General features: G+C 38.1%; 14 protein-coding genes. All 14 read right to left on the bottom strand.

Annotated elements, in window-relative coordinates; translation table 11 throughout:
• Window positions 1–205: 205 nt before the first annotated feature.
• Window positions 206–364, bottom strand: coding sequence for a DUF4025 domain-containing protein (locus NKR74_RS06950; RefSeq protein WP_253629070.1), 159 nt, complete (start codon window positions 362–364; stop codon window positions 206–208).
• Window positions 365–561: 197 nt separating this feature from the next.
• On the bottom strand, window positions 562–1,581 hold the full coding sequence (locus NKR74_RS06945; protein WP_253629069.1) for a histidinol phosphate phosphatase domain-containing protein: 1,020 nt from the start codon (window positions 1,579–1,581) through the stop codon (window positions 562–564).
• A gap of 12 nt (window positions 1,582–1,593) precedes the next feature.
• Window positions 1,594–1,917 carry a phosphoribosyl-ATP diphosphatase gene (locus NKR74_RS06940; RefSeq protein WP_253629068.1) on the bottom strand — a complete coding sequence of 108 codons (324 nt, stop codon included), beginning with the start codon at window positions 1,915–1,917 and terminating at the stop codon, window positions 1,594–1,596.
• A gap of 12 nt (window positions 1,918–1,929) precedes the next feature.
• Window positions 1,930–2,235: a phosphoribosyl-AMP cyclohydrolase gene (gene hisI / locus NKR74_RS06935; protein ID WP_253629067.1), complete on the bottom strand. Its 306-nt coding sequence runs from the start codon at window positions 2,233–2,235 to the stop codon at window positions 1,930–1,932.
• Window positions 2,232–2,990, bottom strand: a complete 759-nt coding sequence (gene hisF, locus NKR74_RS06930; RefSeq protein ID WP_253629066.1) for an imidazole glycerol phosphate synthase subunit HisF — start codon at window positions 2,988–2,990, stop codon at window positions 2,232–2,234. The genes hisI and hisF overlap by 4 nt, the downstream gene beginning before the upstream one ends.
• Complete coding sequence (gene hisA, locus NKR74_RS06925; RefSeq protein WP_253629065.1) at window positions 2,984–3,703, bottom strand: 1-(5-phosphoribosyl)-5-[(5-phosphoribosylamino)methylideneamino]imidazole-4-carboxamide isomerase; 720 nt, start codon at window positions 3,701–3,703, stop codon at window positions 2,984–2,986. Before hisA ends, hisF begins: the two co-directional genes overlap by 7 nt.
• Window positions 3,676–4,305 (bottom strand): imidazole glycerol phosphate synthase subunit HisH, encoded by a 630-nt coding sequence (gene hisH / locus NKR74_RS06920; protein WP_253629064.1) that lies wholly within the window; start codon window positions 4,303–4,305, stop codon window positions 3,676–3,678. Before hisH ends, hisA begins: the two co-directional genes overlap by 28 nt.
• A 1-nt stretch (window position 4,306) precedes the next feature.
• On the bottom strand, window positions 4,307–4,891 hold the full coding sequence (hisB, locus tag NKR74_RS06915) for an imidazoleglycerol-phosphate dehydratase HisB (RefSeq protein WP_098309508.1): 585 nt from the start codon (window positions 4,889–4,891) through the stop codon (window positions 4,307–4,309).
• Window positions 4,891–6,183 carry a histidinol dehydrogenase gene (hisD, locus tag NKR74_RS06910; protein ID WP_253629063.1) on the bottom strand — a complete coding sequence of 431 codons (1,293 nt, stop codon included), beginning with the start codon at window positions 6,181–6,183 and terminating at the stop codon, window positions 4,891–4,893. Before hisD ends, hisB begins: the two co-directional genes overlap by 1 nt.
• Window positions 6,184–6,195: 12 nt before the next feature.
• Window positions 6,196–6,831, bottom strand: coding sequence for an ATP phosphoribosyltransferase (hisG, locus tag NKR74_RS06905; RefSeq protein ID WP_253629062.1), 636 nt, complete (start codon window positions 6,829–6,831; stop codon window positions 6,196–6,198).
• Window positions 6,807–8,069, bottom strand: coding sequence for an ATP phosphoribosyltransferase regulatory subunit (gene hisZ / locus NKR74_RS06900; protein WP_253629061.1), 1,263 nt, complete (start codon window positions 8,067–8,069; stop codon window positions 6,807–6,809). The genes hisG and hisZ overlap by 25 nt, the downstream gene beginning before the upstream one ends.
• Before the next feature lie 696 nt (window positions 8,070–8,765).
• Window positions 8,766–9,344 carry a 3-isopropylmalate dehydratase small subunit gene (leuD, locus tag NKR74_RS06895; protein ID WP_253629060.1) on the bottom strand — a complete coding sequence of 193 codons (579 nt, stop codon included), beginning with the start codon at window positions 9,342–9,344 and terminating at the stop codon, window positions 8,766–8,768.
• Window positions 9,322–10,716, bottom strand: a complete 1,395-nt coding sequence (gene leuC / locus NKR74_RS06890) for a 3-isopropylmalate dehydratase large subunit (protein ID WP_253629059.1) — start codon at window positions 10,714–10,716, stop codon at window positions 9,322–9,324. The genes leuD and leuC overlap by 23 nt, the downstream gene beginning before the upstream one ends.
• A complete protein-coding gene (gene leuB / locus NKR74_RS06885; RefSeq protein WP_098309514.1) occupies window positions 10,716–11,780 on the bottom strand; it encodes a 3-isopropylmalate dehydrogenase in 1,065 nt (354 codons plus the stop codon). Before leuB ends, leuC begins: the two co-directional genes overlap by 1 nt.
• Between the last annotated feature and the right edge of the window lie 10 nt (window positions 11,781–11,790).

Raw genomic sequence — 11,790 nt, 5'->3', positions numbered from 1 at the left:
CACATTCAGCCTCTTCCTTACTATAGTTTAATTGTGCACTAATAGGCAGTAAAAGCTCGATTGGTGTGACTAGCCATAAACGAGGCTTTATCCTCCACTTATGAAAGTTTCACTTTATCCCGCATTAACGGGAAGTAAAAGCTCGATTGATGAGAGCTTTCCATCAGTGGGGGATGAAAAAGCCCCCACTGATGGAAATTTCACTTTATTTATCGCTTCCTTGTTCTAACTTTACATCAATCGTTCCTTCAGCTAATGTATCACTAACTTGTTCGTGTGTAATTGATTGCTCTGATTGGTCTTTTTTTGCAACATTGCTCTGATTCGTTAACTTCCCAGTATCTTTATATTGTTGTTTCTCCATAAGAAAATCCTCCTTTTTTGTTCAACGTTAGTGTAAACAAAAAAGGAGGTTTTCATCCTGCATTAACGGACAGTAAGCCTCCACCAATTCAAGATGCAAAGAGAAGCGAAGAAAATAAGCGGGGGACAAGGTCCGATTGGTTCAACTAACCATCAGTAGGAAATAAAGCCTCCCCCACTGATGGAAGTTTCACTTTATCACAAAACATTTTCTTCTACATATTCAATCGGCTTCATGTTCCGGATTCGTTTTTCAAATGTTGCAATGTGCGTCACACCATGATTACGAAGTGTCTCTATATTTTCTTTTACGTAGCTACCTAAATCATTCGGGAAATGCGCATCTGAAGAAATCGTAATTGGAACACCATAATGCACTAAGCGTTGTAAAAACAAAGGGCTCGGACACATTTCTCTTACAGGATATCGATAATACAAGCCAGCATTCACTTCCGTAGCTGTATTTGTTTCAATTAAAGCCTTAGCAATTTTCTCATAATACGGTAATTGCTGATTTTCATCTATGCGATAGTTAAACACTTTAATATTATCTAAATGTGCAACAATATCAAATAGGCCAGAACGTATCGATTTTTCTAAAGTACGGAAAAATTCAGGATATAACACATGTAAATCATGCTGTCTAAAATAAGCGTCTGTATCTGGATTATCAAATCCCCATCCATTGATAAAATGAACAGAACCAATGACATAATCCCAATTTCCTAACGTTAATAACTTCGCTAGTTCCTCTTCCCCGCCAATAAAATAATCGGCTTCTATTCCAAGCCGTAATATCACGCCTCGTTTGCTCCATCTTTCTTTCGCATCTTCAATTGCTTTAGTAAAATTTGTAATTGACTCTACTCTCACCTGATCCAGCCATTCTTTTTGCAAATGCCCAAGTTCTGTATCACTAATATCGACATAGCGCTCATAGTATTCCTTTGCTTCGTAAAAACGATATAAGTGGTCAACTATTCCAACTTCCCGTATTCCCTTACGCACTGCTTCCTCTAAATATAAATCAATCCAATCCGGTGAAAATGCGCCTTCCTTTACACGCTTTTGCAAACGTTCCCCAGCTTTTAAGATCCATTCCATTGAATGTTTCTCTTCCTCAATCGGTGCAAAATACTCAAGCGCTTCATTTGTGCGAGATAACCACCGCATTGAATACGGACCTTCTTCTAAATGAAGGTGATAATCTACTCTCATCTTTCTCCCCTCCTATAATGTATCAATTTCTTTTCGTTCGCCCACTCTCGATAATTGTCCTTGGCGTTTGTTTAATTCTTCTACTATCTCTTGTAATGATACATTTTTTTCTACTAGTAACACTAAGCAATGATACGTAAAATCAACAACTTCTTTTATAAGCTCGTCTTTCTCATTATTTTTTGCTGCAATCACAACTTCAGTACATTCTTCTCCTAATTTCTTTAATATTTTGTCTTCTCCTTTTGTAAATAAGTAATTCGTATACGACTCAGAGATAGGATTCTCTTTTCGCTGTTGAATCGTTTCATATAACTGTTGCAACACATCGCTCATTTCCTTATCCCCCTATAACACCTTATTATGAAAACATGACTTTTCCCCTGTATGGCAAGCTACACCTACTTGCTGGACAACTACCATAATAGAATCTTGATCGCAATCTAAATATAATGATTTCACATGTTGAACATGTCCTGATGTTTCCCCCTTATTCCACAAACCTCTTCGTGAACGAGAATAAAACCAGGTCGTTTTTGTGTCTAATGTTTTTTCGTACGCTTCTTCATTCATATAAGCTAGCATCAAAACTTCTTTTGTACCCTCTTCTATCACAACAGCTGGCAATAATCCTTTTGAAAAATCCGGTTTCACAATCTCACCTCAATTTGCGCTTCTTGTAATTTTTGTTTCGTCTCTTGAATGGTTGCGGTACCGTAATGAAAAATAGAAGCTGCTAACGCCGCATTTGCTGATGTTTGCTGAAAAACTTCTGCAATATGTTCAATTGACCCACATCCACCTGAAGCAATTACCGGAATACCAACAGCTTTTGAAACTGTTTCTGTTAAAAATAAATCATAGCCATCTTTTGTTCCATCTGCATCCATACTCGTTAAAAGTAATTCCCCAGCGCCTAAACTTTCCACGCGTTTTGCCCATTCGATTACATCTATTCCTGTATCAATGCGGCCTCCATTTACATATACATTCCACTTGTTTTCTCCGATCCTTCTTGCATCGATTGCAACAACTATACATTGAGAACCAAATTGCTCCGCTCCTTCTTGTATTAACTCCGGTCTTTGTACTGCTGCTGAATTTAATGAAACTTTATCTGCACCAGCTCGAAGTAACGCATACATATCTTGGACAGACGAGATTCCACCTCCAACTGTTAGGGGAATAAATACTTGAGATGCTGTACGTTCTACGACATCAATCATTGTTTTTCGTTCTTCGTACGTTGCTGTGATATCTAAAAACACAAGTTCATCGGCACCTGCCTCATTGTATGCAGCGGCAATTGCAACAGGATCACCAACATCTTGTAACCCGACAAAATTTACTCCTTTTACAACACGGCCATTTTTCACATCTAAACATGGAACTATTCGCTTTGTTAACATATGCCTGTCACCTGCAATGCTTCTTCTAAAATAACTTTTTTATCATATAATGCTTTCCCGATAATTACGCCATATAAGTTCATATCCTGTAATTTTTCAACATCAGCAAGCGAGCTCACACCGCCGGAAGCAACAATTTGAAGCGAAACCTCATCTTGTAATTTTTGTAATTGTTCAAAATTTGGACCTGCAAGCGTTCCATCTCTAGAAATGTCAGTAAAAATAAGCGTCTGCACACCCACTTTTTCCATTTCCTTTGCTAGTTGTACATAAGACGTTTCAGACACATCTAACCATCCTCGCGTTGCTACATAACCGTTTTTAGCATCGATTCCAACAATAATTTTATCTCCATATAATTGAACTGCCTCTTCTAAAAATGAGCGATCATACAACGCTGCTGTTCCAAGAATTACTTTCATTACTCCAGTTGCCAAAAGTGTTTCAATTGCAGCAATTGAACGAATCCCTCCTCCCACTTGCACTGGAATTCGCACTGCCTTGCAAATGTCTTCAATGACAGAAAGGTTTTCTGAACGCCCTGCAACAGCTCCATCTAAATCGACAATGTGCAGTACACGTGCACCAAGTTGTTCGAATAACAATGCCTGTGCAACTGGGTTTTCATTCATTACTGTTTCTTGTTGAAATTGCCCTTGATACAAACGAACGCAACGACCATTCTTTAAATCGATAGCTGGGAAGATTTCCATGTTTCTATAACCTCCTTAAAATTTCGTAATATTTGAATTCCTATTTCACCACTTTTTTCAGGATGGAACTGAGCCCCAAATACATTTCCTCTTGAAACAATTCCTGGTACGAAAACACCATACTCACTAGCGCCTACTACAACATCATTTGGACATTGCGCATAATAAGAATGAACATAATAGACGAAAGCACCATCCTCTATTTCATTCCATAAAGGATGCTCCTTTTTCTTTTGTAACTTATTCCATCCCATATGAGGAATTTTATATGGTACGTCTAATTTTCTTACCGTTCCTGGAAGCAATCCTAACCCTTTCGTTCTTTCAATCTCTTCACTTTCTTCAAATAAAAGCTGCATCCCCAAACAAATTCCAAACAGTGGTTTTCCTGCAATAGCAACTTGCTTCAAAACAGAAATTAGCCCTTTCTCTTCTAAACAACGCATCGCGCTTGGAAACGCACCAACTCCCGGCAAAATAACGCCGTCGCTATTCAGAAATACTTCTGCTTCATCCGTTACAATATACTCTGCTCCAATATGTCTTAACGCTTGCTCTACACTTCGAATGTTGCCCATTCCATAATCTACAATCGCAATCATATTACAACATTCCTTTCGTGGAATTTACTCCTATAATTTTTTCATTTGTCTCGACGGCATCACGCAGTGCACGTCCAAATGCTTTAAAAAGCGCTTCAATTTTGTGATGCGTGTTACTTCCATATAAAACTCGTGCATGTAAAGTTATATTTGCTGCATGAGCCACCGCACGAAAAAATTCTTCAGCTAGTTCCGTGTCAAAATCACCAAGTTTTGGATTTGTAAATTCACCATCAAACACGAGATAGGACCTTCCACTTATATCAACTGTAACAAATCCTAACGCTTCATCCATCGGTACATAAGCTGTACCGTAACGATTAATTCCTGCTTTATCACCAAGTGCTTCTTTTAAACAATTCCCAAGAACAATTCCAACATCTTCTACCGTATGATGAGCATCAATATGCACATCGCCATCAGCTTCAATTTGCAACCCGAAGCGGCCGTGCTTTGCAAATAATGTCAACATATGATCAAAAAAACCAACCCCCGTTTGAATTGAAACTTCTTGATTACCATCTAGTTGCAGTGCTACAGAAATCTTTGTTTCGGTTGTAATTCTCGTTTGTTTTGCAGCGCGCATTACTTTTCCCCTCCTTTAAAACGAATCTCAATTGCTCTTGCATGAGCTTGTAATCCTTCTTTTTCTGCTAGATTGACAATATGCTGTTGCACTTGTCCTAAAGCTTCTTTTGTATAAAATAAAAAGCTCGATTTTTTCATAAAATCATCAACAGACAATGGAGAAAAAAACCTTGCTGTTCCACTCGTTGGTAACACGTGATTCGGACCCGCCATATAATCACCCAGTGGTTCCGGCGCATACGGACCTAAAAAGATAGAACCTGCATGTTGAATATTCGAAAGAGCTGTCATCGGTTCTTTTATGTGCAATTCTAAATGCTCCGGCGCAATTTCATTTGAGAGCTGAAACGCTTGTTCTAATGAATCTACAACAAGAATCGCTCCGTTTCTGTTAATGGATTCACGAGCTATTTCACTTCTCGGAAGGCTCATCAATTGTTTTTCTATTTCTCTATTCACTTCCTGCGCTAATTCTAAACAAGTTGTGATACAAATAGCTGTTGCACGTATATCGTGCTCTGCTTGTGATAATAAATCGGCAGCAATATACGCTGCATTTCCCGTTTCATCAGAAATAACAACAATTTCGGACGGGCCAGCAATCATATCGATATGAACTGAACCAAATACTTCTCGCTTCGCTAATGCAACATATATATTTCCCGGTCCTACAATCTTATCAACACGCGGAATCGATTCTGTTCCGTATGCTAACGCAGCAACTGCTTGTGCTCCCCCTACTGTATATACTTCATCAACTCCAGCAACTTTTGCCGCTGCTAAAATATGTGGATCTACCCCTTCACAATTCGGCGGTGTTACCATGACGATCTTATTGACGCCTGCGATTTTTGCTGGTAAGACATTCATGAGAACTGATGATGGATACGCTGCCGTTCCTCCGGGTACATATACACCAACAGTTTGCAATGGCCGAACAAGCTGCCCCCGAATAACTCCCTCTTTTTCTGTATCAATAAAAGCTTGTCTCTTTTGCTTTTCATGATAGGAAATGATATTCTTTTTTGCTTCTTCCAATGCTGCTAAAAATGCTGGTTCGACACATTTATATGCTAATTCCAGTTCTTCTTCCGAAACTTGAAATTTGGTCAACTCTACTTTGTCAAAAGCCTTCGTATACGAAAATAGCGCTTCATCTTTCTTTTCTTTTACACTTACAACAATTTTCCTCACATCTTGTTGAATCGTTTCTTCTATTGTATTTGCCTGTTCTCTTAGCTGTTTTACCTTCCATAAAATATTAGAATAATCCTCATACACAATTTCCATATTTCCCCTCCTCTATTTCTTCTCTACTAGGACATTTTCCATTTTATTTATAATATTGAATATTTCGTCTTTTTTCATTTTTAAAGATGCCTTGTTTACAATTAAACGTGCTGAAATGTCGCAAATTTCTTCAAATACTAGTAATCCATTTTCTTTCAATGTTTGTCCTGTTTCTACAATATCAACGATTGCATCTGCTAATCCTAATAAGGGGGCAATCTCTACAGAACCTTCTATTTTAATAAGCTCTACATCTTCTCCCTTCTTATGGAAATATGCAGAAGTAATATTCGGATACTTTGTTGCAATCCTCTTTTTGTTATAACCGTTTGGGCTATACGACGAAACGGAAGCAACGCAAAATTTACAACGCCCTACCCCTAAATCAATCATTTCATACACATCGTTTTCATTTTCAAGCAAAATATCTTTGCCGACAACACCAATATCAGCTATACCATGTTCTACATACGTTACAACATCAACTGCTTTTACAAGGATGAATGAAACTTGTGAGTTTTTACTTTGAAATACAAGCTTCCTTCCTTTATCCTTTAGCTCTGAGCAATCAATACCGATTCGTTCAAATAACGGAACTACATGTTTTTCTAATCTTCCTTTCGTTAACGCAATTTGAATGTTACGCATGAGGATTCTCCTTTTTTCTGCATGATCCATTTCCCTTTCCAAACATACTCAACTAAAGTATCTCCTGATACATCAATTACAGTTTTCACATCGCGCGCTCTTGCAAATTGAAATGTATCTTGTAAATTTCCCAACATTGACAGTTCTACCTTTATACCATCTTTGCCGAGTAAAATACGTAATTTTTCTGCTTCTGAAATCATATCTAACGAATAATATATGAGAGCATCTATTTGTTTTTGGTATGAATTTTCTTTATGTTCTTGTAAAGTACGTACAATTTGATTTACTTGTATCGCTAAGCCTACCGCAGGTAAAGACTCACCAAAATTCCCAATCAGTTCATCATATCTTCCACCGCTCACAATCTCTTCTCCAACATCACATATATATCCTCGAAAGATTACACCGGTATAATAATTAAGATGTTGAATCATCCCTAAATCAATAGATATATATTGACCATAACCAAGACGATTAATGTTTTCATATATGTTTTTTATCCTCGCAATTGCTCTTTTCATTTCTTTACTCACAGCAAGTTTTTCAGCTTCTTCAACTACTTCTAATCCACCAAATAAACGAGGTAATTTTTGTAATAATCGCACTGTTTCATCTTGCATATCTAACTGCTTTTCTTGTAAAAAACGGGACAAAGCGGCAAAATTTTTACTCTCAATATATTCTCGCAATGCGTATTCATCTTCTTCTCGTAAAGACAATTTCTTCACAATGGATTTATAGAGTTCCACTTGGCCAATTTCAATTTTAAATGATTGAATGCCAGCTGACTGCAAAGCTGCAATCGCGCTTACAATACACTCAATTTCAGCGCGTATATTATCAATACCAATAATTTCAATTCCAGTTTGTGTAATTTCATTATATTTCCCTGTTAAAGATTCATTTGCTCTGAAAACATTTCCACTATATGTTAATTTTAAAGGCGTTTTCATCTTTTTTGTTCCAATTACACGTGCTAGCGGAATTGTCATATCCGGTCTAAGAACAAGGATGCGTCCCTCAGAATCAAAAAACTTATACATTTTCTCCTCGTCAATAGGACGGTTTTGAAATGCAAACACATCATAAAATTCAATCATAGGTGTCCGTATTTCTTCGTATCCTCTCTCAATAAATGTACGTCTTAATCTTTGTTCAATCTCTTCCATTAATGTACATTCTTGAAACAAAAAATCCTTTGTTCCATTTGGATTGGCTCGTTTCCATTTTTTCATCATTACACCCCTACTTTCTTGGCACATATATACAAAAAATCTACAATGATAACATGTTTAATATGCTTCTCTTATATGTCCATTATTAATTTCTTGAACTTCTCCAACTCACCACTCAACTATCCCTTGTACCACATTAGAAGCGGGAATCTTCTGACAGAATTTTGATACATGATTTGTTACGAGTTCATCTTCGCCAATACTCATACATTCATAACATAGCGCTTAAAAACGAAAAAAGAGCTATGTAGATAAAAATACCTACATAGCTCTTTGGAGAATGTAGGTACAACAGGAATAACCCTTGTACCTACACGTTTTTTCACGCTAGGTTCAAGGGTTTATGTATGATGATGTTGTGTAAATGAAATGACTGATTGTAAAGTGAACATTGTCATTACTCCCTTTCTCCTCTTTGTTTGAAGTCAGTATACTACCAATTAAATCAAAAGTAAATAATTTTCTTTTATTTTTTTGAAACAATATACGATTTTTTCTCATATAAATACATTTTTAAAAACTGAAATAATATCTTTCTTTTTAGATAGAAGAGAGCATCTAGCCATGCACAGAAACGACCAGACCCTATCCCTTCCCATACAGCGCTAAAAAAAAGAGAGAAAACAAGTACAAGCCACTTTTTCTGATGCATAGCATCGACTTATATACCAAAAAACCAAAATGAATATATATACATTAACGACCTATTTTTATCTCGTATTCTGTAATCGCACTCTCATACTGAAATGTAACTCCAATATCATCTAAACCACTGAGCAACTTTTCTTTCCACATGGGTTCAATGGAGAAAGAAAAGCTTTCCTCAGGAGTTATTACCACTTCATTCTCTAAATCTATTTCTATCATCGCCTGGGGCGCTATAGATGCAAGCTGCTTACGAATTTCCTTTCCCATTACAATTGGAAGAATCCCATTTTTTGTACAATTCATATAAAAAATATCGGCAAAACTTCCTGCAATAATAGCACGAAATCCATAATCCGCAAGAGCCCACGGTGCATGTTCTCTAGAAGAACCGCAACCGAAGTTTTCTCCTGTAATTAGAATCGTAGCACCTTTTCGCTCGGGAGCGTTCAATGGAAACGCAGGATCTTCTTGACGATTATCTAAATAGCGCCATTCATCAAATAAAAACTCTCCAAATCCTGTTCTTTCAATCCGCTTTAAATACTGCTTCGGAATAATTTGATCCGTATCAATATTATCACGCATCAATACTGCAGTCGTACCTTTATGAATATGAAATGGCTCCATCGTAGTTCTCCTTTCTCACATCAACAAAATGACCGTAAATTGCAGCTGCAGCAGCCATAGCTGGACTAACGAGATGCGTTCTTGCTCCTTTTCCTTGTCTTCCTTCAAAATTACGATTTGAAGTAGAAGCACAATGTTCACTTTCTGGCACTTGATCTGGATTCATCCCAAGACACATCGAACACCCTGGTTCCCTCCACTCAAATCCCGCCTCTTCAAATATAAGATGTAATCCTTTTTTCATCGCTGCATCTCTCACTTGCTTTGACCCAGGGACAACAAGAGCCCTTACTCCTTCTTTTACCTTCTTTCCTTTCACAACCGCAGCGGCAATTTCTAAATCAGATAAGCGGGAATTTGTGCAAGAACCGATAAACACGTGGTGAATTGGAATATCCGCTGTACTTTGTCCTGGTTGAAGTCCCATATAAGCATACGCTCTTTCATCATTGATATCATTTGCCTGCGGAAGAACTTCATCAACGCGCAGCCCCATCCCTGGATTTGTTCCCCACGTAATATACGGTGCTAAACTTGCAACATCAACCGTAATAACCATGTCATACACTGCATCTGTATCCGTGTATAATTCACTCCACTTTGTAACTGCCTGTCCAAACTCTTTTGGTGCGTATTGTCGCCCTTTTACATAATCAAACGTCACTTCATCCGGTGCAATAATCCCAGCCTTTGCACCGCCCTCAATCGCCATATTACAAAGCGTCATCCGCTCTTCCATCGTCATTTCTTTTACGGTTTCACCATAAAACTCTATGACATGCCCCGTACCAACGGCTACTCCATATGTAGCAAGTACATGTAAAATAATGTCCTTTGCATATACTCCTTTTGACAATAATCCTTTCAGTTCAATTCCCATCGCTTTTGGTTTGCGTTGCCATAATGTTTGCGTTGCTAAAACGTGTTCTACTTCACTTGTACCAATTCCAAATGCTAATGCACCAAATGCTCCATGTGTTGATGTATGACTATCACCACATACAATTGTTTTTCCTGGCTGTGTAAGTCCAAGTTCTGGACCAATAACATGTACAATCCCTTGTTCCTCATCACCCATATCAGCTAACAGTACTCCAAATTCCTGACAATTTTTGCGAAGTGTATCCATTTGCTGTTTCGCAATTTTATCTGTAATATTCCAAACATCTTTTGTTGGAACATTATGGTCCATCGTCGCAAATGTTAAATCAGGCCGTCTAACTGTTCGATTCGCAAGCCGCAAGCCTTCAAACGCTTGCGGCGATGTCACCTCATGAACAAGATGCAGATCAATATATAGTAAATCCAGGCCGTTTTCATTCGTTGCTACAACATGTCGCTCCCAGAGTTTATCTAATAATGTTTTCCCCATTATCTCCCTCTCCCTACCAGTGCCTGTTCTTCCATCGTTTGTAATACATACTTTGTAAACGAAGTTGTCGTTTCATTCCCGCCTAAATCTGCTGTACATTTTCCAGAACGAAGGACTGTAGAAATTGCTTCTTCAATTGCTTCTCCTTCTTTTCTTAATCCAAATGATTGCCCAAGCATCATTGCAACGGAGCGAAGCATTGCGATTGGATTCACTTTGTTTTTCCCAGCAATATCCGGCGCTGATCCATGAATTGGTTCATAAAGAGATGGACCATTCTCCGCATGACTTGCAGACGGTAACATACCTAATGACCCCGCTAATACAGATGCTTCATCACTTAAAATATCGCCAAATAAATTTTCTGTAACGATAACATCAAATCGTCTTGGATTACGAATGAGTTCCATTGCTGCAACATCTACTAATAAATGCTCTAACTCTACTTCTGGATAGCGAATTGCTACTTCTTCTGTTACTTGTCGCCATAGTTTACTAGATTCTAAAACATTTGCTTTGTCGATAGACGTTACTTTTTTACGACGTTTTTTTGCTAATTGAAATGCATATGAAACAATTCGTTCTACCTCACGGCGATGATAAGTAAGTGTATCTGTTGCCACTTCTTCTGTCCGCTCTTTCGGAAATGAGAAATAGATACCGCCTGTTAACTCACGAACAACGACAAAATCAACTTGCTCTGCCGCCTTTAGTGGTGATAAATGCGCTGTTGCCTCTTCAACGGAAACCGGTCGAACATTTGCAAATACCCCTAAGCCTTTTCGAAGTGTAAGAAGTCCTTGTTCAGGACGCTCTTTTGCATGATCCCAATATGGTCCTCCAACCGCACCAAGCAATACTGCATCACTTGCTAAACACGCTGTTAATGTGCGAGGCGGAAGGGGCTGACCGAATCCATCAATTGCTGCTCCCCCAAACAATTCATCCTGCAAATAAAAATGGTGACCGTATAACCTTTCTACCATCTCTAACACTTGTTTTGCGCTAGCCATAATTTCTGGCCCAACTCCATCACCAGCTAAACAAACGATTCGTTTTTCCATCTTCAAGCAC

The organism is Bacillus sp. 3103sda1 (genome assembly GCF_024159135.1).
GTDB classification, from domain to species: domain Bacteria; phylum Bacillota; class Bacilli; order Bacillales; family Bacillaceae_G; genus Bacillus_A; species Bacillus_A rhizoplanae.
This window is presented reverse-complemented; position numbering and strand designations above follow the sequence as displayed.